This window comes from Streptomyces sp. ISL-36, assembly GCF_018614205.1.
In the GTDB taxonomy this organism is placed as follows: domain Bacteria; phylum Actinomycetota; class Actinomycetes; order Streptomycetales; family Streptomycetaceae; genus Streptomyces.
Map to the genome: position 1 here is coordinate 1 of NZ_JAGGOS010000169.1, position 23,508 is coordinate 23,508.

At 70.4% G+C, this 23,508-nt stretch carries 24 protein-coding genes; 14 read left to right on the top strand and 10 right to left on the bottom strand.

Translation table 11 applies throughout. The features are described 5' to 3' along the window. Positions 1-2,016 (bottom strand): polarized growth protein Scy (scy, locus tag J7E93_RS33515; RefSeq protein WP_308368869.1); only part of this gene is annotated, 2,016 nt, incomplete at its 3' end. Between the two features lie 200 nt (positions 2,017-2,216). Further along, a complete protein-coding gene (gene mce / locus J7E93_RS33520; RefSeq protein WP_215073811.1) occupies positions 2,217-2,657 on the bottom strand; it encodes a methylmalonyl-CoA epimerase in 441 nt (146 codons plus the stop codon). 137 nt (positions 2,658-2,794) lie between these two features. Between mce and J7E93_RS33525 the strand changes: the two genes are divergently transcribed. Together J7E93_RS33525 and meaB are read left to right on the top strand one after the other, a co-directional pair. Further along, on the top strand, positions 2,795-3,997 hold the full coding sequence (locus tag J7E93_RS33525) for an acetyl-CoA C-acetyltransferase (RefSeq protein ID WP_215073812.1): 1,203 nt from the start codon (positions 2,795-2,797) through the stop codon (positions 3,995-3,997). Positions 3,998-4,021: 24 nt separating this feature from the next. Beyond that, positions 4,022-4,978 (top strand): methylmalonyl Co-A mutase-associated GTPase MeaB, encoded by a 957-nt coding sequence (gene meaB, locus J7E93_RS33530; RefSeq protein WP_215073813.1) that lies wholly within the window; start codon positions 4,022-4,024, stop codon positions 4,976-4,978. 94 nt (positions 4,979-5,072) lie between these two features. Here meaB and J7E93_RS33535 read toward each other — a convergent pair whose 3' ends face one another. The 4 genes from J7E93_RS33535 to J7E93_RS33550 all read right to left on the bottom strand — a co-directional run bounded on the left by J7E93_RS33535 (position 5,073) and on the right by J7E93_RS33550 (position 7,702). Continuing rightward, entirely contained in the window at positions 5,073-5,549 is a 477-nt protein-coding gene (locus J7E93_RS33535) for a MarR family winged helix-turn-helix transcriptional regulator (protein ID WP_215073814.1), read from the bottom strand. Between the two features lie 80 nt (positions 5,550-5,629). Next, entirely contained in the window at positions 5,630-6,415 is a 786-nt protein-coding gene (locus tag J7E93_RS33540; RefSeq protein ID WP_215073815.1) for an AIM24 family protein, read from the bottom strand. Next, positions 6,412-7,062 carry an AIM24 family protein gene (locus J7E93_RS33545; RefSeq protein WP_215073833.1) on the bottom strand — a complete coding sequence of 217 codons (651 nt, stop codon included), beginning with the start codon at positions 7,060-7,062 and terminating at the stop codon, positions 6,412-6,414. Before J7E93_RS33545 ends, J7E93_RS33540 begins: the two co-directional genes overlap by 4 nt. A gap of 1 nt (position 7,063) precedes the next feature. Continuing rightward, a complete protein-coding gene (locus tag J7E93_RS33550) occupies positions 7,064-7,702 on the bottom strand; it encodes an AIM24 family protein (protein WP_215073816.1) in 639 nt (212 codons plus the stop codon). 107 nt (positions 7,703-7,809) lie between these two features. On the opposite strand from J7E93_RS33550, the gene J7E93_RS33555 reads away from it, so the two are divergent. The 7 genes from J7E93_RS33555 (at position 7,810) to J7E93_RS33585 (ending at position 15,199) form a co-directional block, all read left to right on the top strand. Next, a complete protein-coding gene (locus J7E93_RS33555; protein WP_215073817.1) occupies positions 7,810-8,154 on the top strand; it encodes a DUF3817 domain-containing protein in 345 nt (114 codons plus the stop codon). Continuing rightward, a complete protein-coding gene (locus tag J7E93_RS33560; protein WP_215073818.1) occupies positions 8,151-8,444 on the top strand; it encodes an MTH1187 family thiamine-binding protein in 294 nt (97 codons plus the stop codon). The genes J7E93_RS33555 and J7E93_RS33560 overlap by 4 nt, the downstream gene beginning before the upstream one ends. A gap of 305 nt (positions 8,445-8,749) precedes the next feature. Further along, positions 8,750-10,558 (top strand): glycosyltransferase family 2 protein, encoded by a 1,809-nt coding sequence (locus J7E93_RS33565; protein ID WP_215073819.1) that lies wholly within the window; start codon positions 8,750-8,752, stop codon positions 10,556-10,558. Between the two features lie 3 nt (positions 10,559-10,561). Continuing rightward, positions 10,562-12,535 carry a kelch motif-containing protein gene (locus J7E93_RS33570; RefSeq protein WP_215073820.1) on the top strand — a complete coding sequence of 658 codons (1,974 nt, stop codon included), beginning with the start codon at positions 10,562-10,564 and terminating at the stop codon, positions 12,533-12,535. Positions 12,536-12,570: 35 nt separating this feature from the next. Then, positions 12,571-13,446 carry a glycosyltransferase family 2 protein gene (locus J7E93_RS33575; protein ID WP_215073821.1) on the top strand — a complete coding sequence of 292 codons (876 nt, stop codon included), beginning with the start codon at positions 12,571-12,573 and terminating at the stop codon, positions 13,444-13,446. A 59-nt stretch (positions 13,447-13,505) separates the two neighbouring features. Continuing rightward, positions 13,506-14,420 (top strand): alpha/beta fold hydrolase, encoded by a 915-nt coding sequence (locus J7E93_RS33580; RefSeq protein WP_215073822.1) that lies wholly within the window; start codon positions 13,506-13,508, stop codon positions 14,418-14,420. A gap of 38 nt (positions 14,421-14,458) precedes the next feature. Then, on the top strand, positions 14,459-15,199 hold the full coding sequence (locus J7E93_RS33585) for a MerR family transcriptional regulator (protein ID WP_215073823.1): 741 nt from the start codon (positions 14,459-14,461) through the stop codon (positions 15,197-15,199). A gap of 26 nt (positions 15,200-15,225) precedes the next feature. Here J7E93_RS33585 and J7E93_RS33590 read toward each other — a convergent pair whose 3' ends face one another. Next, the gene (locus tag J7E93_RS33590; protein ID WP_215073824.1) at positions 15,226-15,591 is read right to left on the bottom strand and encodes a DUF4440 domain-containing protein; all 366 of its coding nucleotides are present in this window, start codon (positions 15,589-15,591) and stop codon (positions 15,226-15,228) included. 55 nt (positions 15,592-15,646) lie between these two features. Continuing rightward, positions 15,647-16,108 (bottom strand): MarR family winged helix-turn-helix transcriptional regulator, encoded by a 462-nt coding sequence (locus J7E93_RS33595; RefSeq protein ID WP_215073825.1) that lies wholly within the window; start codon positions 16,106-16,108, stop codon positions 15,647-15,649. Between the two features lie 104 nt (positions 16,109-16,212). Here J7E93_RS33595 and J7E93_RS33600 point away from each other — a divergent pair, with 104 nt between their 5' ends. Then, entirely contained in the window at positions 16,213-17,160 is a 948-nt protein-coding gene (locus J7E93_RS33600) for a zinc-binding alcohol dehydrogenase family protein (protein WP_215073826.1), read from the top strand. A 62-nt stretch (positions 17,161-17,222) separates the two neighbouring features. Here J7E93_RS33600 and J7E93_RS33605 read toward each other — a convergent pair whose 3' ends face one another. Continuing rightward, complete coding sequence (locus J7E93_RS33605; RefSeq protein WP_215073827.1) at positions 17,223-18,239, bottom strand: glycoside hydrolase family 6 protein; 1,017 nt, start codon at positions 18,237-18,239, stop codon at positions 17,223-17,225. 51 nt (positions 18,240-18,290) lie between these two features. Beyond that, a complete protein-coding gene (locus J7E93_RS33610) occupies positions 18,291-19,298 on the bottom strand; it encodes a DUF5937 family protein (protein ID WP_215073828.1) in 1,008 nt (335 codons plus the stop codon). A gap of 77 nt (positions 19,299-19,375) precedes the next feature. Between J7E93_RS33610 and J7E93_RS33615 the strand changes: the two genes are divergently transcribed. The 4 genes from J7E93_RS33615 (at position 19,376) to J7E93_RS33630 (ending at position 23,450) form a co-directional block, all read left to right on the top strand. Further along, positions 19,376-20,752, top strand: coding sequence for an MFS transporter (locus tag J7E93_RS33615; RefSeq protein ID WP_215073829.1), 1,377 nt, complete (start codon positions 19,376-19,378; stop codon positions 20,750-20,752). A 9-nt stretch (positions 20,753-20,761) separates the two neighbouring features. Then, on the top strand, positions 20,762-21,271 hold the full coding sequence (locus J7E93_RS33620) for a MarR family winged helix-turn-helix transcriptional regulator (RefSeq protein ID WP_215073830.1): 510 nt from the start codon (positions 20,762-20,764) through the stop codon (positions 21,269-21,271). 61 nt (positions 21,272-21,332) lie between these two features. Beyond that, entirely contained in the window at positions 21,333-21,665 is a 333-nt protein-coding gene (locus J7E93_RS33625; RefSeq protein WP_215073831.1) for a DUF3817 domain-containing protein, read from the top strand. A gap of 84 nt (positions 21,666-21,749) precedes the next feature. Beyond that, complete coding sequence (locus J7E93_RS33630) at positions 21,750-23,450, top strand: methylmalonyl-CoA mutase (RefSeq protein WP_215073832.1); 1,701 nt, start codon at positions 21,750-21,752, stop codon at positions 23,448-23,450. The last annotated feature ends 58 nt before the right edge of the window (positions 23,451-23,508 follow it).

Consider the following 23,508-nt stretch of genomic DNA (forward strand, 5'->3'; position numbering starts at 1 on the left):
CTTCAGCCGCTCGGCCTCCGTCGCCGCCTCCGTGCGCAGACGTACGGCCGCGGCCTCGGCCTCGGCCCGCGCGGTGGACGCGTCCGACGCGGCCTCCGTGCGCAGCCGCTCGGCCTCCTGCTCGGCCTGCGCCTGGAGCGTACGGATCCGCTCGGCGGCCTCGGTGCGCAGCCGCTCCGTCTCCTCGGCGGCCTCGCGCCGGATGCGCTCGCTCTCGGTGCGCGCCTCGGCCAGCTCCCGGCCGGCGCTCTCGACCCGCGACTCGGCCTCGGTGTGCAGCCGGGTCAGCTCCTCGGCCGCCGCCGCGGCCCGCGCCGCTGCGGCCCGCTCGGCGTCCTCGCGCAGCTCGGCCGCGGCCTTCTCGGCGGCCTCCTTGACGGCTTCGGCCTGCTCCTCGGCCTCGGCCCGCATCCGCTCGGCCTCGGCGCGGGTGCGCTCCAGGGTCTCCTCGGCCTGGGTGCGCAGCGTCTGGGCGCGCTCCATCGCCTCGGACCGGACCCGCTCGCTCTCGGCGCCCGCGCTCGCGCGCAGTTCGTCGGCGTCCGTACGGGCCTTGGTCAGCAGCTCCTCGGCGGTCCTGGCCGCCTCCTCGATCTGCTGGACGGCCTCGCGCCGGGCCTCGCCGCGGATCTTCTCGCCCTCGGCGATGGCCTCCGCGCGCAACTGCTCGGCCTCGCCGCGCAGCCGGCGCGCCTCCTCCTGCAGCTCGACCGTCTTGGCGCGGTACTCCTTGGTGTCGTCCTTCGCCGAGCCGAGGAGCTCGTCGGCCTGCTCCTCGGCCTGGTTGCGCAGCCGGTCGGCCTCCGCCTCGGCCTCGCGGCGGATGCGCTCGGCCTCCTCGGACGCCTTGCGGGTGGTCGCCTGCGCGTCCTCGGACGCCCTGGTGAGGACTTCCTCGGCGGTACGTGCCGCCTTGGCGAGGGCGGCGGCGGAGTCCTCGGCCGCGACCGTACGGGCCTTCTCGGCCGCCTCGGAGACCAGCTTCTCGGCCTCGGCGGTCGCCTCGCGGAGCTTCTCCTCGGCCGCCTCCTTGAGGGCCTCGGCCTCCTTGGTGGCCTCGCCGACGAGCCGGGCGATCTCCGCCTTCGCCGTACGCGTGCGCTGCTCGTTGACCGAATCCGCGGAGGACAGCTGCCTGGCGGCCGCCTCCTTCGCCTCGGTCAGCGCCTTCTCGGCCTCCGACCGGGCCTCGCGGAGCTTCTCCTCGGCCTCCTGCATCCGCTGCTCGGCGGCGCGGGACAGCTCGGTGGCCTGCCGGCGGGCCTGGTCGGTCTCGGCGGTGGTCGCGGAACGGAGCTGCTCGGCGTGGCTGGTGGCCTCCTGCGCCTGGGTGGAGGCGGCGTTCAGGAGCCGTTCGGCGTCCTTGCGGGCGCGCAGCAGAATCGCTTCGGCCTCGGCACGGGCGGCTGCCGCCTCCGAGCCGACGCGCTGGCGCGTCTCCTCGGCGAGCCGGGTGGCCTCGGCGCGAGCGGCGGCGAGCGACTGCTCGGCCTCGGCGCGGGACTCCTCCAGCAGCCGGCGGGCCTGGGACTCCGTACGGGCGCGCAGCTGCTCGGCCCAGGCGACGTTCTCGTTGACGTGCGCCTCGACGGTCTGGCGGCGCTCGGCCAGCTCCTGGTCCAGACGCTGGCGGCGCTGGACCGCCTCGGCGTGCAGCTCGGCCTGGAGCCGTGCCTGGTGCTCGGCGTGCTCCTGCAGGATGCGCTGGGTCTGGGCGCGGGCCTCGCGCAGCTCGCGCTCGGCGTCCTGACGGAGCTGGTCGGCCTGGATCTGGGCGTTACGGAGCAGCTGCTCGGCCTGGTAGCCGATGTCCGCGCTGTCGTAGGCGGGCCTGGATGCGATCGTGCGGCGCGCCTCGTGGAGCTTGGCGCGCAAGACCTCGACCTGGTAACCGAGGTCCTCGGCGTGCTGGACGGCCTTCTCCCGCTCGGTCTTCAGCCGGTCCATCTCGGCTTCGAACCGCGAAAGATGGTCGTCTTCAGCTCGGTGGCTCTCCTGGCGTTCGTAGCCCCGCACTGCGCGGTCCCATCCGTCCCCTGGTCGCAACACTCCAATGAGATCCGTTCCCCGGAGAACGGGCCCCCCGGGGAATGGTGGCAGATCGGATACCCCGACTTCGACGCCGCATGGCATGCGGCACCGACCGGCCCCGGCCCGGAGCCGCCCACTCTACCGGGCCAGGAATCCGGAGGTCAGTGCTCCGCCGAGGAGTGGACCTAGGAGTGGTCCCCCGACGGCTCGGCGGAGGTGACGAGTTCGGTCAGGACGCCGTGGCAGTCCTTGGGGTGGAGGAAGGTGATCCGGGAGCCCATGGAGCCGATCCGGGGCTCGTCGTAGAGGACCCGTACCCCCTTGGAACGGATGTCGGCGGCGTCGCCGTCGACATCGGCGGTCCCGAAGGCGATGTGGTGCACGCCCTCGCCGTTCTTGGCCAGCCACTTCCCGACCGCGGAGTCCTCGCGGGTGGGCTCCAGGAGCTGGAGGTAGGAGGCGCCGCCGTCCGAGGTGTCGTTGATCTTGAGCATGGCCTCGCGGACACCCTGCTCCTCGTTCACCTCGGAGTGGAACACCTCGAAACCGTAGGTCGCACGGTAGAACTCGACAGTCTTGTCGAGGTCGAAACAGGCGATCCCGATGTGGTCGATTCGCGTCAGCATGGTCCCAGTGCAGCGCTCGGAAGGTGGTTACGCAACGTGCGCGCGATCACACCGGCTGCCCGGTGACCGGGTACGGCACCGCTCAGTACATTGGCGGTAAACCCTCGTTCACTCCTCATCTCAAGGGGCTGTGCCTCATGTCTGGAACGACCGGTACCACTTCAGTGATCGTCGCGGGCGCCCGCACGCCCATGGGACGGCTGCTCGGCTCCCTCAAGTCCTTCTCCGGTGCGGACCTGGGCGGCTTCGCCATCAAGGCCGCGCTCGACCGGGCCGGCATCGGCGGCGACCAGGTGCAGTACGTGATCATGGGGCAGGTGCTCCAGGCGGGCGCCGGCCAGATCCCGGCCCGCCAGGCCGCCGTCAAGGCCGGCATCCCGATGAACGTCCCGGCCCTCACCATCAACAAGGTGTGTCTGTCCGGCCTCGACGCCATCGCGCTCGCCGACCAGCTGATCCGCGCCGGCGAGTTCGACATCGTCGTCGCCGGCGGCCAGGAGTCGATGACCAACGCCCCGCACCTGCTGCCGAAGTCCCGCGACGGCTACAAGTACGGCGCGATCGAGATGCTCGACGCGATGGCGTACGACGGTCTGACCGACGCCTTCGAGAACATCGCCATGGGCGAGTCCACCGAGAAGCACAACACCCGCCTCGGCATCGCCCGCCCCGAGCAGGACGAGATCGCCGCGCTGTCGCACCAGCGCGCGGCCGCCGCGCAGAAGAACGGCATCTTCGAGGCCGAGATCACCCCGGTCGAGATCCCGCAGCGCAAGGGCGAGCCGGTCGTCTTCTCCAAGGACGAGGGCATCCGCGGTGAGACGACCGCCGAGTCGCTCGGCAAGCTGCGCCCGGCCTTCGCCAAGGACGGCACCATCACCGCCGGCACCTCCTCGCAGATCTCCGACGGCGCCGCCGCCGTGGTCGTGATGAGCAAGGAGAAGGCCGAGGAGCTGGGCCTTGAGTGGATCGCCGAGATCGGCGCCCACGGCAACGTGGCGGGGCCGGACAACTCGCTGCAGTCGCAGCCGTCCAACGCGATCCAGCACGCCCTGAAGAAGGAGGGCCTGGGCGTCGAGGACCTCGACCTCATCGAGATCAACGAGGCGTTCGCGGCGGTCGCCGTCCAGTCAATGAAGGACCTGGGCGTTACCCCGGAAAAGGTGAACGTCAACGGCGGCGCGATCGCGCTCGGCCACCCCATCGGCATGTCCGGCGCCCGTGTGGTGCTGCACCTCGCGCTGGAGCTGAAGCGGCGCGGCGGCGGTGTCGGCGCGGCGGCGCTGTGCGGCGGTGGCGGTCAGGGTGACGCTCTGATCGTTCGCGTACCCGGCAAGTAGCCCGTCACTTAAGGAGCATCGGCAATGGTGGACGTCCCCGAACTCGTCGCCCAGGCACGGGAGGGCAGGCCGCGGGCCGTGGCCCGGCTGATCTCGCTCGTGGAGGGGGCGTCCCCGCAGCTGCGCGAGGTGATGGCGGCGCTCGCGCCGCTGACCGGCGGTGCGTACGTGGTGGGCCTGACGGGCTCGCCCGGCGTGGGCAAGTCCACGTCGACCTCGGCGCTGGTCGCCGCGTACCGGAGGGCCGGGAAGCGGGTCGGCGTCCTGGCCGTCGACCCGTCCTCCCCCTTCAGCGGCGGCGCGCTCCTCGGCGACCGGGTCCGCATGTCGGAGCACGCCTCCGACCCGGGCGTCTACATCCGCTCGATGGCGACCCGCGGCCACCTGGGCGGTCTGGCGTGGGCGGCTCCGCAGGCGATCCGCGTCCTGGACGCGGCCGGCTGCGAGGTGATCCTCGTCGAGACGGTGGGCGTCGGCCAGTCGGAGGTGGAGATCGCCTCGCAGGCCGACACCTCCGTGGTGCTGCTCGCCCCGGGCATGGGCGACGGGATCCAGGCCGCGAAGGCGGGCATCCTGGAGATCGGCGACGTGTACGTGGTCAACAAGGCGGACCGGGACGGCGCGGACGCGACGGCCCGCGAGCTGAACCACATGCTGGGCCTCGGCGAGGCGCGCGGCCCGGGCGACTGGCGCCCGCCGATCGTCAAGACGGTCGCGGCACGGGGCGAGGGCATCGACGAGGTCGTCGAGGCCCTGGAGAAGCACCGCGCGTGGATGGAGGAGCACGGTGTCCTCGCGGAGCGGCGCCGCTCGCGCTCGGCCCGTGAGGTCGAGACGATCGCGGTCACGGCCCTGCGCGAGCGCATCGGCGACCTGCACGGCGACCGCCGCCTGGACGCGCTCGCGGAGCGCATCGTGGCGGGGGAGCTGGATCCGTACGCGGCCTCGGACGAACTGATCGCGAGCCTGACGGGCAACTGAGCGGCGCGTTTTTTTGACAGCGAGAAGGGCCTCCCCGGTGGCCGGGGAGGCCCTTCTCGCATGTCGGCGGACAGGGCGCGCCGACTGTGTCAGGTCAGGGCTTGCCGCGCCGTCCGCGCAGCTGCTCGGAGATGGGCTTCAGCGACTCGTGGAGGTCGCCGAGGGCCTCCGGGCTGAGCTGGTCGATGAAGTGCTTGCGCACCGACTCGACGTGGTGCGGGGCGACCTTGTGCATGGTCTCCATGCCCTGGTCGGTCAGCACCGCGTACAGCCCGCGCCGGTCGGACTCGCAGTTCTCGCGCCGGACGAGGCCGGCGTTCTCCATCCTGGTGATCTGGTGGGAGAGCCGGCTCTTGGACTGGAGGGTGGCCGACGCCAGGTCGCTCATCCGCAGCCGCCGCTCCGCCGACTCCGACAGGTTCACCAGGATCTCGTAGTCGTTGATCGTCAGGCCGAAGGGCTGGAGGTCCTTCTCCAGCTGGTACATCAGCATTCTGTTGACGTCCAGATACGTGCGCCAGGCGCACTGCTCGGCATCGGTGAGCCAGGGGGTGGCCGTCTCGGTCTCCATGTATGGATTCTACCTAAGAAGTTGAATACTTGACGAATTCTGGGAGTGTGTTCGACGCGTCACTCTCCGCAGACTACCGCTCACAGGCCGAAGCGACGCTGCAGGTCCCCCAGCTGACCGGGAAGACGCGGTACCGATCCGTGCTGGCCCTGGCCGGAACCGGTTGGTCCGTGGCCCCCGGGAACGCCCGCCTGGGCCGGGGTCGCACCGACCGCCCGCTCCGCCATCAGCAGCTCCGTCGACTGGAGCAGGACCGTACCGGCGCCCACGAACTCGAACTGGTGCTCCTCGCCCGAGGTCCCGCCGATGCCCGTCAGCGCCCGTACGCCGCCCATGACCCCCGTCATGTAGCCGTGGTCGTAGTGGTGGCACGGCGAAGGGCAGTCCGCCCAGCCCACCAGCGCCTGCGGGTCCACCCGCAGCGGCGGCTCCATGAAGACCACCGGACCGTTCGAGGCCGCCACGAACTTGCCCGTGCCGATCAGCGTCACGAAGCCCGGCACGATCGACTGCTTCAGGGCCAGCGTCGGCTGGTAGGCGAGGAGATTGCCCGAACGGATCGTCAGGTTGCCCTCGTCCAGATCGTACGAGTTCACGTCGAAGGCCCGGTCGGCCAGCAGCATCTTGCCGCTGCCCTCCGCCACGACCCAGTCGCTCGCGTGCAGCGGCGAGTGGAAGGACGTACGGACCAGCCGGTCGAGCCGGCCGTGGCCGATGCCGTTGAAGTCGATCCGCCCGTAGTAGGCGATCATCTTGCCCTTCTGCAGGAACCACTGGGAGCCCTTGAGCTCCACGCAGAAGGTGTACGGGTTGACGTTGTCGTCCGACGGCAGCGTCATCGGGTCATGGATCACGGGGGCGCTCACAGCTTCTCCTCCGACGCCTGGACGTACACCGCACCGCTGCCGCTCAGCTCCAGCTGGAACGCCTCGCCCGAGCCGCGCCCCACCATGTCGCGCCAGCCCAGCGCCGTGGAGAGCTTGTTCCGTACGTCCCCGTGGTGGGCGACGTACGCCTGCGGGTCCACATGGACCGCGCGCCCCGGCGTGATCGGCAGCTCGATCACCCCGCCGTGCGCCATGACCGCGACCGCGCCGTGGCCCTTCAGCGTCGTGGTGAAGAGCCCCTGGCCCGTGACCTGGCCGCGGACCATGCCCATGACGCCCCCCTGGGAGCCCATGAACATCGTGCCCTGCTCCAGCGTGCCGTCGAAGGCGAGCAGCCGGTCCGCCTCGACGTGGAGGGTGTCGCCGGTCAGCCGGATCACCTGGATGTGGTGGCCGCCGTGCCCGAACATCACCGTGCCATTGCCTTCGACCGTCATCAGCGGCGTCGCCTCGCCCGCCACCCGGCGGCCGATCATCGACATCACGCCGCCCTGGCCGCCGGCCATGTTCGGCGTGAAAGTGACGTCGCCGCGGTAGGCGAGCATCGCGCCCCGCTGGCTGAACATGCGCTGCCCCGGTACGACCGTGGCCTCGACCATCTTGGAGTTGATCTCGCGGAAGGGCATCTCAGACGTCACCCCCGATCGTGTTCCGCTCGCTCGGCTGCACGTACACGAGTCCGTCGCCCTCGAAGCGGATCTGGAACGCCTCGCCGCCGCCCTCGCCCAGGAAGGTGCGGAAGGTCACACCGGACTGGAAGGACTGCTGGAGGTTGCCCTGATGGGCGATGTACGCGCCGGGGTCGACGGAGAGCGGGTACTGCGAGCTCACCCGCAGCACCACCGCCGGGCCGTCGGACATGATCGCCGCCTGGCCGGTGCCCTCGACGGTCGTCGTGAAGAGGCCGTTGCCGGTCGCTCCGCCGCGCAGCCCGGTGAAGGTCGTGCCGGTGCGCAGCCCCGCGTCGGTGCAGAGCAGGTTGCTCGCCTCGACCCAGAGCTTGTCGCCGTGCAGCGAGACGAGGTTGATCTCGGAGGCGCGGTCGGCGAACCAGCAGGTCCCCTGACCCTTCACCTCCATCATCTCCATCTGCTCACCGGTGAGCCGGCGAGTGACCATGCCGCGCAGGCCCTCGCCGCCGCCGGACATCTTCTTGAACGCCATCTGGCCGTCGTAGGCGACCATGGAGCCGTTTTTCGCCTTGACGGCGTCACCTGTCATGTCGACGGCGAGCACTTTGCTGCCCTGGAGTCGGAACGTAGCCACGGAGCGAGGTTACGGGGGCCCCGGATAAAGGGACAGCAAAGTCGGCGTGCACAATGGACGGGCCCTTGTGCATCCGTTCACAAGATCGAACGAAGGTGACCCCACCCGTGGACATCAAGACCGCCTCCTCCCTCCACCGGCTCCGGCTCGTCTCCGCGCCGGAGGCCGTGTCGTTCCTTCTGCTGCTGGTCTGCTCGGTGCTCAAGCGCACCACGGACTTCAACGCGGTACCGGTGATGGGCGCGATCCACGGCATCCTCTTCGTCCTCTACGTGCTCTTCTGGCTGGACGCCTGGAACCGCACCAAGTGGACCTTCAAGACCGCGGCGCTCTACTTCGTGCTCTCCGTGCTGCCGCTGGGCGGCTTCTTCGCCGAGCGCAGGCTCAAGCGTGAGGCCCAGGACGCGGTCATCGCCTCCCGCGCCCGCCGCGAGGGCACGGTGAACGCGTGATCGTCGCCTTCTCCGTCACCCCGCTCGGCGTCGGCGAGGAGGTCGGCGAGTACGTCGCCGACGCCGTCCGGGTCGTACGGGAGTCCGGGCTGCCGAACCGTACCGACGCGATGTTCACCTCCATCGAGGGTGAGTGGGACGAGGTGATGGACGTCGTCAAGCGCGCCGTCGCCGCCGTGGAGGCACGGGCGCCGCGCGTCTCGCTCGTCCTCAAGGCCGACGTCCGGCCCGGCGTCACCGACGGACTCACCTCGAAGGTCGAGACCGTGGAGCGCCACCTCTCCGCCTGACCCGGCGCCCTGATCCGGCGCCCTGATCCTGTGCCCTGGTCCTGTGCCCTGGTCCTGTGCCCTGGTCCTGCGCCCTGAGCACCGCCGCCGCGCCCCCGGCGTCCTGACGGAGTCCGCGCCCGACGCATCCGCGCGAAGCCCCCGGCCCGATCGGCCGGGGGCTTCGCGCGGATGCGGCTGCACCCGAATGGCCCTGCACGCCGCCTCCCGGGCAAAACCCCCCGCTCGGCCGATTCCAGTCGACACACCACGGCATCTCCACTTTCGTGTGGTTATCGACCTGTTCGACGGCAGCTGGAGGCACCGTGCGGCCGAAGGGCTACGACTACGACACCTACAGCCGACTCGCCGGTCCTCTCACCGAACCGGACACCACCGCCTACCAGGTGCAGTACCGAAGCCTCCTCGCGAACGAGCCCCACCGCATACGAGCCGTCCTCCTCATGGGCCTCGCGCCGGTCCTCTCCGCGCTGCTGCTCGTGTACCTCGTCTGGCCCAGCCACTGGACCGTCCGCGAGGGCGGTGACCGATGGCTCATCAGGTTCGACACCGTCATGCTCGTGTCGATCGGCCTCATCTGCCTCTTCATGCTGGTCAACGTCGCCTCCATCGCCCACGCCACGATGGTCGCGCGCGACCCCATACCCGTGTACGCCGAGAAGGGCACCCGCGTCGCCTTCCTCACCACCTACGTCCCGGGCAAGGAACCCCTCTCCATGGTCCGCGCCACCCTGGAGGCCGCGGTCCGCATCCGCCACGTCGGCCCGCTGGACGTCTGGCTCCTGGACGAGGGCGACGACGAGCAGGCCAAGGCCCTCTGCGCGGAACTCGGCATCCGGCACTTCACCCGCGCCGGCGTCCCCGAGTGGAACCGCGAGAGCGGCGCCCACAAGGCGAGGACCAAGCACGGCAACTACAACGCCTGGATCGCGATGCACGGGGGCCGCTACCACTTCTTCGCCTCCGTCGACACCGATCACATACCGCTGCCGAACTTCCTGGAGCGGATGCTCGGCTACTTCCGCGACCCGGACGTCGCCTTCGTCGTCGGCCCGCAGGTCTACGGCAACTACGACTCGCCCGTCACCAAGGCCGCCGAGTCCCAGCAGTTCCTCTTCCACGCGCTGATCCAACGGGCCGGCAATCGCTACCACGCGCCCATGTTCGTCGGCACCAACAACGCCGTACGGATCTCCGCCGTCAAGCAGATCGGCGGCCTGTACGACTCGATCACCGAGGACATGGCCACCGGCTTCGAGCTGCATCGGAACAGGAACCCCGCCACCGGGCGCTTCTGGCGCTCCGTCTACACCCCCGACGTGCTCGCGGTCGGTGAGGGACCGGCCTCCTGGACCGACTTCTTCACCCAGCAGCTGCGCTGGTCACGGGGCACGTACGAGACGCTGATCCGGCAGTACTGGAAGGCGCCCTTCCGAGTTCCGCCGGGCCGTCTCCTCAACTACACGCTGATGCTCGTCTACTACCCGATGACGGCGATCAACTGGTTCCTCGGCATCCTCAGCTGTGTGCTGTTCCTCTGGCTCGGAGCGTCCGGCACCCAGGTCTCCTCCGCCGTCTGGCTCATGATCTACAGCGACGCGGTCGCCCTGCAGATCGGGCTGTACCTGTGGAACCGGCGGCACAATGTCTCGCCCCACGAACCCGAGGGCTCCGGCGGACTGGCCGGCATGGCGATGTCCGCGCTCTGTGCCCCGATCTACCTCACGTCGCTCTTCTCCGCGGTCCTGCGCACCAGCGGCCGTTTCGTCGTCACCCCGAAGGGCGGCCAGGCCAGCCCCGACCGGATCCTCACCTTCAGGATCCATCTCTGCTGGGCGGCCGTCCTCATCGCCTCGCTGATCGCCTCCGTCCACTTCGGGCACACCCACGCGGCCATGCGCACCTGGGCCCTCCTCGCCCTCGTCATCGCCCTCTCACCGGTCGCCGTGTGGTGCTGGACGACCCTGCGCGACCGGCGCGCCCGGGCGAGTGCCCGCAGGACCGTGGCCGTCCGCCCCGCCCCGGCGGGCGAGACGGTGACGGCCCTGGTGCCGAAGACGCCGACCGCAAAGCCGGCCACCACTGCCGCGCCCACGACGACCGGAGGGAACTGAGCCATGGCACAGCGACCGCCGAAGAAGCTCAAGAAGACGCTGCTCGGCAGCGGCGCCGTCCTGGTCCTCGCGGCGCTCAACGCCCCCGCCACCGTCTCGTTCGTCGGCGAGAAGTACCACGCGTACAAGATCTCCCAGCCCGGCTACAAGCGGCGGTTCGGCTCCTGGGCGCACGTCGACGTCCCCCGGGGATACGACGTCAACGCCATCCACGCCGCCCTGCTGCACACCGGCAAGGTCCTGCTCATCGCCGGCTCGGGCAACGACCAGAAGAAGTTCGACTCCGGCACCTTCGACACCGTCCTGTGGGACCCGAAGAAGAACACGTTCAAGAAGATCCCCACCCCGGAGGACTTCTTCTGCTCGGGACACACCCAGCTGCCCGACGGCCGGCTCCTGGTCGCCGGCGGCACCGCCCGCTACGAGATACTCGACGGCGAGGTCAAGAAGGCCGGCGGCGGGATGCGGGTCAAGAACGAGAACCCCGACAAGGCCGTCACCCTCAAGAAGGGCACCGTCTTCCGCTCGCCCTCGGGCGTCGAGTACGTCTCCAAGTTCGACGTCACGGTCCCCAAGGCCAAGCGCGACTTCGAGATCTCGTACTTCAAGAGCGGCCAGATGAAGCCCTGGAGGACGAAGATCACCGCCGCCGAGGCCCGGGTCTTCGTCGAGGCGAGGAAGGAGGGCGCGCAGGCGCTCACCACCGAGGCCGCGCAGTACGAGGTCGTCGGCCTCAAGGGCGAGGACGTCGACAACGTCTACGGCCTGGCCCAGCGGCTCACCACCGAGAAGCAGGACTTCCAGGGCATCAAGGGCGCGTACGAGTTCGACCCCAAGGCCGAGAAGTACATGCCCGTCGCCCCGATGAAGGACGCCCGCTGGTACCCCACCCTCGTCACCCTCGACGACGGCAGGGTCCTCGCCGTCTCCGGACTCAACGACGTCGGCGACGTCGTCCCCGGCGACAACGAGATCTACGACCCGAAGACGAAGAAGTGGTCCAAGGGCCCCTTCCACTACTTCCCCACCTATCCCGCGCTCTTCCTCACCAAGGGCGGCCAGCTCCTCTACACCGGCTCCAACGCGGGCTACGGACCGGCGGAGAAGGGCCGAGAACCGGGCCTGTGGGATCTGAAGAAGAACTCCTTCACCAGGCTCGGCGGGCTCACCGATCCCGACCAGCTGGAGACCTCCGCCTCCCTCATGCTCCCGCCGGTCCAGAACCAGAAGGTCATGGTCCTCGGCGGCGGCGGGGTGGGGGAGTCCCCCAAGTCCACACCGCGCACCTCGATCATCGACCTGTCCAAGGAGACCCCGGTCTTCCGGGACGGCCCCGCGCTCCCGCAGGGCACCCGCTACCTCAGCAGCGTCCTGCTGCCCGACGACTCCGTCTTCACCACCGGCGGTTCGCGGGAGTACCGCGGCCGCAGCGGGAGCGACATCCTCAAGGCGCAGTTCTACGACCCGAAGACCAACGCCTTCACCGCCGCCGCCGAGCCGACGGTCGGCCGCAACTACCACTCCGAGGCGCTGCTGCTCCCCGACGGCCGGGTCGCCACCTTCGGCTCCGACCCGCTCTTCGACGACAAGGACAACACCAAGCTCGGCACGTTCGAGCAGCGGATCGAGGTCTTCACCCCGCCCTATCTGCACAGGGCGGGCGCCGACCGTCCCACGCTGGGGGAGGGGCCGCAGGAGATCGACCAGAACGGCCGGGCGACCTTCCGGACCAAGGACGCGGCCCGCATCACCAAGGCCCGGCTGATGCGACCGAGCGCCGTCACCCACACCACGGACGTCGAACAGCGCTCGGTGGCCCTCGGCCTGACGAGGAGCGGCGACTCGATCACGGTGAAGGTACCGCTGGACGGTTCACTGGTGCCGCCCGGCTGGTACATGCTCTTCGTGACGGACGAGGACGGCACCCCGTCGGAGGCGAGGTGGGTCCGGGTGGGTGCCCATGCCGCGCGACGCTAGCATCGACACCCTGCCGACCACCGGAGTGTGCCGCCATGTCGTTGCCGCGTATCGGGGTCGTCATCGTGACCATGGGCACCCGTCCGCGGGAGCTGGACGCTCTCCTTGCCTCGGTGGAGAAGCAGGATGTCCCTGCGGTGCGGGTGGTGCTGGTGGGGAACGCGACTCCCCTCGCCGAGGTCGCGACGGACGCGACCAAGGTCCCGCTCGGGGAGAATCTGGGCTGTCCCGGCGGCCGCAACGTCGGTCTGAAGACGCTGCTCGCATCGGGCGAGGTCGATGTCGTCGTCGAGCTGGACGACGACGGCCTGCTCGTCGCCGACGACGTGTTCCGGAAGGTCCAGCAGCTGTTCGCGGAGGACCCGAAGCTCGGGATCATCGGCTTCAGGGTTGCCGACGAACACGGACATACGGAGCGACGCTGGGTGCCCCGGCTGCGTGCGGACGATCCGATGCGCCGCGGTCCGGTGACCGCCTTCCTCGGAGGGGGCCATGCCTTCTCGATGCCCATGCTCCGGCAGATCGACCTGTGGCCGGCGGAGTTCTTCTTCGGGCACGAGGAGTCCGATCTGGCATGGCGTGCGCTTGACGCGGGATGGAAGATCCTTTACGAACCCGAGCTCGTCCTCCAGCATCCGAAGACCTCCCCCGCCCGGCACGCGGTCCACTACCGGTTCACCGCCCGAAACCGTGTCTGGCTGGCCCGCCGCCGACTGCCGATGCCTTTGATTCCCGCCTATCTCGGCGTGTGGATCCTTCTCACCATGGTGCGGATGCGGTCCCTGACGGGCCTGAAAGCGTGGTGGGGCGGTTTCATCGAGGGTGCGCGGACGCCGTGCGGCCCCCGCGAGGCGATGAAGTGGCGCACGGTATGGCGTATGACCCGGCTGGGTCGCCCGCCGATCCTCTGAAGCCAACGCCAGGGGAAGGGCTTGACCCTGACCGTGCGTCAGGGTTGGAGCCTCGTCGTATGACGAAGAACAGCACTTCCTCGGCTCGGCTCGCCCCGCCGATCGGAGGGTTCCAGGAGATCGACGGCCGCCGGATTTTCGTGCATCGGTCGGGCAGCGGCGGACCGGCCGTCGTGTTCCTGCCGGGCGCCGGCGCGGTCGGTCTGGACTATTTCGGTGTCCAGGAAGGGGTTTCGCAGTTCACCACCGCCGTGGTGTACGACCGCGGCGGCACGGGCTACAGCGATCCCCTCCCGCTGCCGCGCACCGCCGCCGCGGTCGCCACGGAGCTGCACGAGCTGCTGCGCGCCCAGGACATCGCCGCCCCGTACGTTCTGGTGGCGCACTCCCTCGGCGGTGCCTACGCGCATCGGTTCGCGCAGCTGTACCCCCAGGACGTGGCCGGGCTGGTCTGGTTGGACGCCTTCCACCGCGACTGGGACGACTTCATGCCGCCCGCGGCGAGTCTGGCCGCGACCGAGCGGATGGCACCTGACCCGGAGCAGCTCGAACAGATGCGCCCGGCCCTGCGCGAGATGCGCACCGAGCTGCTCGCGAACTACCCGGAGCACCTGCGGCAACCCCTGATCGAGGCCAAGGGGAGCGATGAATGGATCCGCGCCGGCATCGCCGAGCGGAGCACGTTGGTCGAACTCGCCACCGAGCTGCGGGCCGGGCCGAAGATTCCCGACGTCCCGGTGGTGGCTCTCACCGTGGTGGGCGACGACCCCGCCCAGCAGGCGCTGACGTCGGAACGGACGGTGCAGGAGATGCGTGACGGCAGGACGAGAATGGACGCCGCCCTGGTGAGCTCGGTCTCGCACGGGGAACAACGCATCCTCTCCGACACCCACCACCACCGGCTCTGTTTCGACCGCCCCGACGCCGTGGTCCAGGCGATCCGCGACGTCGTCGACCGGGCGGCTCGCCCCTAGACTCGGCACGAACCACGCCCGACGATCAGAGGTGAACGGTGCTGACGATCAGCCAACTCGCGGCGACCGCCGGCGTGACCGTGCGCACCGTTCGCCACTACCACCACTTCGGCCTGCTGCCCGAGCCCGAGCGTGACGCCTCCGGCTACCGCTGTTACAGCGCACAGGCGGCGGTGGATCTCATCCGGATCAGGACCCTCGCCGACGCCGGAGTTCCGCTGGCCCGTATCGACGCGCTGCTGCACGCACAGCCGACCGAATTCGCCTCGGCCATCACCGACATCGACGCCGCACTGCAGCGCAAGATCGACCAGCTCACCGAATACCGCCGCCGGATCGCCGAACTGGCGAGCGGCGAAAGGCTCGTTCTGCCCCCCGAGGTGGTCGCCATCCTGAACCGGATGCGCGGCCTCGGGGTCAGCGAACGGAGGGTACGGCTCGAGCGTGACTCCTGGATCCTGCTGCAGGCGCTGGACCCGGGCTCCATGCCGCAGCGGATACGGGACAAGAACGCCAGATTCGACGACCCCGAGACGACGCGCCTGTATCTCGCCTGCGATCGAACAGTCGACTGGGATCCGCACGATCCACGCCTGGACCGGCTCATCGACGACCTGGACGCATGGGAGATCAGACACGAACGAGAAAGCGGCCGGCCGGGGAACCTGAAGCTGGTCTTCTCCCGGATCTTCGACGAGGCGTCACCGGCGTGGCAGCGCATCCTCAGCACGCTCGCCCACCGCGCCGAGCAACGCCGAACCGCCCGCCACGACAGCTGAAGCGCCGACACCCAGGTCACGCCCGCTCAGCTCGCCAACGTGCCCTGGTGGTAGTACATCCGCCAGCCCGCTTCCGTCAGACGCCACAGAGAGCTCCGCCATGCACAACGCCCTCTGTTGTCGGCGAAGTACGTCAGGTGAACGATGCCGGGAGCGAGTACGACCCCTGTCATCTCGCTGACCGTCACCGGGCACTCCGGGACCACCGAACCGGCGCTCGTCACGGTGAGAATCGACGTTGCGTCCCAGCGTCGTCCGGATGCTCCGATCTCGACGAACTCCGGGTCCAGCAGCTCCGAGACCAGGGCCGGCGAAGCACGCACGTCGGGGTCGAGAAGTCTCATCTCCGCCCCGATAGCCGCTTGTACGGCCCGCTCGCTCTCGTCTGCCATGCACGAACCCTACGGAAGGAGAGGGCGCCGCCGCGGCCGTAGGTGTGGTTGAGGGTCAGGCGGTCGGCGGGACTGTCGCGTGGCGCGTCTGCTGGATCAGGACGGTGGTGGCTCGTTCCAGGAGTTCGCAGAGCGCGGCGTGTTCGGAGGTCGTGAACGCGTCGGTGAGTGCGCGCTCAAGGATGATCACCTCCTCGTAGGCGCGGTCAAGGAGCGCCTGACCCCCATCGGTCAGGGTCGCGATCTGCACCTTGGCGTGTACCGGGGACGTCTCGCGGCGGATGAGTTCCTTGGTCTCCATGTTGGTCAGCACGCTGCTCATGCTCTGCTGCGTCACCCCGCAGGAGCGGGCCAGCTGGGCGCCGGACATGCCGCCTTCGCGCGAGAGGGTCAGCAGCACGGTGTACTGCGTCATGGTCAGCCCGTAGGCGCGCAGCACCGCCTCGTGGTGCGCCATCAACGCCTGCTCCGACCGCCTGATCCGGGTACAGAGGGACTCCTCGATCGGGGCTTCCATCACGCACTCCCTTCCATTGACAGGTTCATGGGTTGACTCAGGCTCCTTATATGCCTACCGTCCTCGACTGTAAGAATACTGAGTCAACACAAGGGGCTGTAACCGTGAAGGCTGTCCTCCTCGACACCGAGGGCCACTACCAGGTCGCCGAACTCGATGAGCCCACCCCCGGCCCCGGCGAGGTGGCGATCCGAGTCGCCTACGCCGGGATCCAGTGGGGGGACACCATGGTCCGGGACGGCCACTTCCCCGTGCCGCGCCCCTTCGTCCCCGGCTTCGAGGCGTCCGGGCACATCGCAGCGGTCGGCGAGGGCGTCGACGCACGCCGCATCGGTGCGCCCGTCGCCGCGCTGACCACGGCAGGCGCCTACGCCGAGGTGGTCCTGGCCCCCGCCGCGCTCAGCCTGGACATCGGCGACCTGCCGCTGCGCACGGCCGCAGGTCTCGGCTGGGGCGCACCGACCGCCTACGACCTGATCAACACCATCACGCAGGTACGGCCCGGCGAGAACGTACTGATCCACGCCGCGGCCGGCTCGGTCGGCACGCTCGCCGCCCAGTTCGCCCGGCTGGCCGGGGCCGGCCGGATCGTCGGTGTCGCCGGCAGTACCGCCAGGGCCGAGTACGCCGCCCGGTTCGGCTACGACCAGGTCCTGCTGCGCGAAGAGTTCCCGACCGAACTCGGCACCGAACGCTTCGATGTGATCCTCGACCCGGTCGGCGGCGTGACCCGCCGCGCCGCCCTGGAGCAGCTGGCGCCCCACGGCCGACTCGCGGTCTACGGCAACCTCAGCACCTACGACCCCGTGCCGGCCGACACCAACAACCTGCTCACGCTCGGCACGTCACTCATGACCTACAACAGCAACCTGCTCAGCCAGACCCACCCCGAGCGCCTCGCCGACAGCGCACGCCACGCACTCGCTCTCGTCGCAGACGGCAAGATACGCGTGGACATCACCGCCGAATACGACCTGGCAGACCTGGCCACCGCCGTACAGCGGCTCGCCGAGGGAGCCACCCACGGCAAGAGCATCCTCCGCGTCGCCTGAGAACACGCCCCGACAGCCACGCCCATCGCGTCAAGCCCCGAAGGACTTCCGGAGCCGACCACTCAGGTCTTGGCTCTCCTGGCCAGACCCAGCGCGTAGTCGGGCCACCATGTGCCGGCGGCCGGGCCGCCGCGGCAGGGGCCGTCGGAGTCGCCGGGGCGTTTGATCCAGAGGTAGGCGTCGATCAGCTCGTCGCCGGTCCTGTCGGTCGGCGGGACGCCGAGCGCGCGGCCCGGCGGGTTGCACCAGGCCTCCTTCCGGTCACCCGGGAGGGGGCCGTCGCCGTTGCGGCTGGTGTCCACGGTGAAGTGGACTCCGTCCAGCATTCCGGACAGCCGGGCGCCGAAGCCCTTCACGGCGTCGTTGGTCTGGAAGTTGGACACATTGAGCGAGAAGCCGTCGGCTCGCGCGATGCCGGCCCGTCGCAGCGGCTCCACCAGTTTGCCCGGGTCGTCGATCCACGCCGGGTTGCCCGCGTCCAGATAGACCCGGGTGCGCGGCTGCCGCTTCAGCCGGTCGATCGCCTCGGAGAGCAACTGGTAGCGCTCGTCGTGGTACTGGCCCGGCGTGCACCCGTCCACGATGTGCGGGACCGCGTCCGGCTCCAGCACGACGATCGCGGGCGCGTCGCCGATGGCGGAGGCGAAGGAGTCCATCCAGTTCCGGTACGCCTGCGCGTCGTGCGCCCCGCCCGCCGAGTACAGCCCGCAGTCGCGGTGCGGAATGTTGTACGCGACGAAGACCACGGTCCGCCGGTCGGCCGCCGCTCCCCGCACCGCCTTGGTGATCTCCGGTACGGGATCGTCGCCGGCGGGCCAGTCCGCGACCGGCCGCTCCGCGATCCGCTTGAGGAGTTTCGCGTCCTCCGTGCGGCCCTGCGCCTCGTACTGCCGGACCTGGCGGGCCGCGTCGCTGTCCGGGTCGACCCAGAAGGGGGAACCGCCGGTCGGGGCGACGGATTCGCCGCGGGTGTTGGGCGGACCGACGGGGGTGGTCCCCGCCAGGTCCTCACCACCGCATCCGGCGAGGAGGAAGGCACAGGTCAGGGCCAGGGCGGCGGAGAGCGTGCGGCGGGACATCCAGCCCCCAGGGTCGGGTACGGCACGGACCGGGCCATCGTCACACAGCGGTCAGTCCGTCGCGGGGTCCGACACCGTGTCCGCCGCCAGCGCGATCCCCAGCGGGGTCCGCTCGTACAGCACCTGGTGTCCGTACCGGCGCGAGGTCAGCAGCCCGGCCTCCCGGAGCACGGACAGGTGCGCCGACACGGAGGAGGGTGCGAGGGCGAGGCGGTGCGCGAGCGCGGTCGTACCGGCGGGCTCGTCCAGCGCGCACAGCACGTCGGCGCGGGCCCTCCCGAGCAGCCGGGCGAGCACGGCCGGGGTCCGGTCGCGGGCCTCGGTCCACAGCCCGCCGATCCCGCGCGCCGGATAGACCACCGTCGGCTGCCAGGGCGGGTCGAATCCGCTCACCACCTCGGGCCAGGTGAAGACGGACGGCATGAGGACGAGTCCCTGGCCGTCCAGGGCGCGGACGTGCTCGCCGCGGTAGGCGACGGTGAGGACGGCCCGCTCGGCGGCCCAGTCGAAGCCGGGGTGCAGCTCGCCGAGGAGCCGCTCCAGGCCGCCCTCGGCCAGGCGCCGGGAGTGGTAGGCGACATCGGCTTCGAGGAGCGCCCGCAGCCGGGGCCACTCGGGCGCGATCAACGCCTCCCAGGCCTCCTGGAGCAGATCCGCGAGCCGCTGGACGGTCCCCGCGGGATCGGCCAGCATCCGCCGCCCCTCGGCGGTGCCGGCGGCTCCGGGGGTGTCGGCGAGCGCCCGTGCGAAGTCGTCGAGGGCGAGCGCGGGGTCGGTCTCCCGTACGGCCGCGATCTCCTCCTCGAAGGAGGCGGCGGGTCTCAGGGGCGGCGGATAGAGGAAGTCGGGGCTGTGCCCCCGCAGCGGCATCAGCAGTTGGAGCGGGCTGAGATCGATCCCCTCGGCCGCGCCGCGGATCCGCCGCAGCCAGGGCAGGTGGTACCCCTGCTGCCGGGGGCGCGCGAGGACCCGCACGGCGGAGTGCGTCTCCCAGAGCGGTGAGAGCGCGAACCGGATCCTGAGCGGGTCCGCCTCGCCGAAGTGCAGGTGGTACGGCACGGGGGCGCCTCTACGGGAAGATTCGGCTGGGGCCGAAAGTCTAGGGGCCGGGGCGGACGAGAGGCCAGGCTCGCCCCATGCCCACGCACGACACCGGAACCCCACCTCCCCCGACGCCGACGCGCGATACCGCCCCGACGCCGACGCGTGAGACCACCCCGGCACCGGCCCGCGAGACCACCCCGGCACCGCCCCGCGAGGCCACCCCCGCACCGGTCCGCGAGGCCGCCCCGGTCGCGTCCGCCCCGCGCGGGTACCGCGCCGTGCTCGGCGTGCGGGAGTTCAGGACCGTGTTCCTCGCCCACCTGCTCTCGCTGCTCGGAGTCGTCGTCAGCGAGATCGCGCTCACCGTGCTCGTCTACGACCTCACCCGCTCACCGCTCCTCTCCTCCCTCACCTTCGCCCTCGGCTTCCTGCCCTACCTGCTCGGTGGCACCCTGCTCGCCGGTCTCGCCGACCGGTACCCGGCCCGGCGGGTGCTCGTCGTCTGCGACCTCGTCTGCGCCGGCTGCGTCGCGCTGATGGTCGTGCCCGCGACCCCCGTCGCCGGCCTGCTCGTGCTGCGCTGCGCCGTCGCCGCCGTCGCACCCGTCTTCAACGGGACGCGGATGGCGACCCTCGCCGACATCCTCGGCGAGGGCGAGCTCTTCGTGCTCGGCCGGTCCCTCCTGCGGATCGTCTCGCAGAGCGCCCTGCTCGCCGGGTTCGGCGTCGGCGGCGTGCTGCTCACCGTCGTACCGCCGCGCGGCGCCATCGCGATCACCGCCGCCACCTTCGTCGCCTCCGCGCTGCTCCTGCGCTTCGGCACGCGGCGCCGCCCGGCCCGGGCGGCCGGGAAACGCGAAGGGCTCGGCGGGACGTGGGCCGTGCTTCGGAACCGGCGCGTGCGCGCGCTCATGCTCCTCTTCTGGGTGCCGCCGCTCTTCATCGTGACCCCCGAGGCCCTCGCCGCCCCCTACGCCGACCGGATCGGCGCCTCCCCGGCCGCGCTCGGTCTCCTGATGTGCGCCATGCCGGTCGGCACCATCGCGGGCGAGCTCTACGCCGGGTCCGCGCTCAGCGCCGCGACCCGCTCGCGGATCGTGGTCCCGCTCGTCGTGACCGGGCTGCTGCCCTTCCTCGTGTACGCGGTCGAGCCCGGGGTCGCCCTCGCGGCCCTCGCCCTCCTCCTGGCCGGCGCCACCGGCGCCTACACCCTCGGCCTCGACGCCTGGTTCGTGGCCGCCGTCCCCGAGGAACAGCGCGGCAGGGCCATGACCCTCATGACCGCGGGCATGATGACGATCCAGGGCGTCGGCATGGCCGCCGCCGGTGTCGCCGCTGAGTTCGTCCCCGTCCACCTGGTCGTCGTGGGTGCCGGAGTGCTCGGTACCGTGTGCGTCCTGGCGCTGGTGGCCGAGGTCCGTGCGACCGAAGTGCGAGACGGGGCTGACCAGCATGTGACCAGTGGGTAAGGTCGACGCGTGCCGAAGCCGCTCAGTCTCCCGTTCGACCCCATCGCCCGCGCCGACGAGCTCTGGCAGAACCGCTGGGGCCCCGTCCCCTCGATGGCCGCGATCACCTCGATCATGCGGGCGCACCAGATCCTCCTCGCGGAGGTCGACGCCGTGGTCAAACCGTACGGACTGACCTTCGCCCGCTACGAGGCGCTGGTGCTGCTGACCTTCTCCAAGGCCGGCGAGCTGCCGATGTCCAAGATCGGCGAGCGGCTCATGGTCCACCCCACGTCCGTGACGAACACGGTGGACCGGCTGGTGAAGTCCGGTCTCGTCGCCAAGCGGCCCAACCCCAACGACGGCCGCGGCACCCTCGCCTCGATCACCGAGAAGGGCCGCGAGGTCGTCGAGGCGGCCACCCGGGACCTGATGGCGATGGACTTCGGGCTCGGGGCGTACGACGCCGAGGAGTGCGCCGAGATCTTCGCGATGCTGCGGCCCCTGCGGGTGGCGGCGCAGGACTTCGAGGAGAAGTAGCCTCCCCGCGAGGGAGGGCCCGCGCGAAGATCGCCCGGAACGTGCCGTTACGCTCGACGGCATGAAATCCAGCGTGCTGACCCGTTACCGCGTCATGGCGTACGTCACCGCCGTCATGCTGCTCGTGCTGTGCACCTGCATGGTCTTCAAGTACGGGTTCGACATGGGCGAGGACGTGACCTTCGCGGTCTCCCAGGCCCACGGTGTCCTCTACATCATCTACCTGATCTTCGCCTTCGACCTGGGCTCCAAGGCGAAGTGGCCCTTCGGCAAGCTGCTCTGGGTGCTGCTCTCCGGGACCATTCCCTTCGCCGCCTTCTTCGTCGAGCGCAACGTCGTCCGCGCCACGCTTCCGCTGGTCAGCGGCGCGGAGCCGGCCACAGCCAAGGCCTAGGACCGTCGCGGTTCCACCGCCGTACAGATGCGTACGGCGGTCGGCCATCGACATTTACTAGGACGTCCTAGTAAATTCGAGGGTATGGACGCTGACGCCATCGAAGAAGGCCGCCGACGCTGGCAGGCCCGGTACGACAAGGCCCGCAAGCGGGACGCGGACTTCACCACGCTCTCCGGTGACCCGGTGGAGCCCGTCTACGGGCCCCGGCCCGGGGACACCTACGAGGGCTTCGAGCGCATCGGCTGGCCCGGTGAGTACCCCTTCACCCGGGGACTCCACGCGACCGGCTACCGCGGCCGCACCTGGACCATCCGCCAGTTCGCCGGCTTCGGCAACGCCGAGCAGACCAACGAGCGGTACAAGATGATCCTGGCCGCCGGCGGCGGCGGGCTCTCGGTCGCCTTCGACATGCCCACCCTCATGGGGCGCGACTCCGACGACCCGCGCTCGCTCGGCGAGGTCGGCCACTGCGGCGTCGCCATCGACTCCGCCGCCGACATGGAGGTCCTCTTCAAGGACATCCCGCTCGGCGACGTCACCACCTCCATGACCATCTCCGGGCCCGCCGTGCCCGTCTTCTGCATGTACCTGGTCGCCGCCGAGCGCCAGGGCGTCGACCCGGGCGTGCTCAACGGCACGCTCCAGACCGACATCTTCAAGGAGTACATCGCGCAGAAGGAGTGGCTCTTCCAGCCCGAGCCGCACCTGCGCCTGATCGGCGACCTCATGGAGCACTGCGCGCAGGGCATCCCCGCGTACAAGCCGCTCTCGGTCTCCGGCTACCACATCCGCGAGGCCGGCGCGACGGCCGCACAGGAGCTCGCGTACACCCTCGCCGACGGCTTCGGCTACGTCGAACTGGGCCTCTCCCGCGGCCTGGACGTCGACGTGTTCGCCCCCGGCCTCTCCTTCTTCTTCGACGCGCACCTCGACTTCTTCGAGGAGATCGCCAAGTTCCGCGCCGCCCGCCGGATCTGGGCGCGCTGGATGAAGGAGGTGTACGGAGCCAAGACCGACAAGGCCCAGTGGCTCCGCTTCCACACCCAGACCGCCGGCGTCTCGCTGACGGCCCAGCAGCCGTACAACAACGTCGTACGGACCGCGGTGGAGGCCCTCTCCGCGGTCCTCGGCGGCACCAACTCGCTGCACACCAACGCCCTCGACGAGACCCTCGCGCTCCCCAGCGAGCAGGCCGCCGAGATCGCGCTGCGCACGCAGCAGGTGCTGATGGAGGAGACGGGCATCGCCAACGTGGCGGATCCGCTGGGCGGTTCCTGGTACGTCGAGCAGCTCACCGACCGCATCGAGGCGGACGCCGAGAAGATCTTCGACCAGATCAGGGAGCGGGGCCGGCGCGCCCACCCGGACGGGCAGCACCCGATCGGGCCGATCACCTCGGGCATCCTGCGCGGCATCGAGGACGGCTGGTTCACCGGCGAGATCGCCGAGTCCGCCTTCCGGTACCAGCAGTCCCTGGAGAAGGGCGACAAGCGGGTCGTCGGCGTCAACGTCCACCACGGCTCGGTCACCGGCGACCTGGAGATCCTCCGGGTCAGCCACGAGGTCGAGTGGGAGCAGGTCCGGGTCCTCGGCGAGCGCAAGGCCCGTCGCGACGACGCCCGGGTCCGCGCCTCCCTCGACGCGATGCTGGCGGCCGCCCGCGACGGCTCGAACATGATCGGCCCGATGCTCGACGCGGTACGGGCGGAGGCCACGCTCGGCGAGATCTGCGACGTCCTGCGCGAGGAGTGGGGCATCTACACGGAGCCCCCGGGCTTCTAGCCGCTACGGCAACGGGCGGGGGCGGCACCGGAACTCCGGACACCGTTGGCGAATGCCC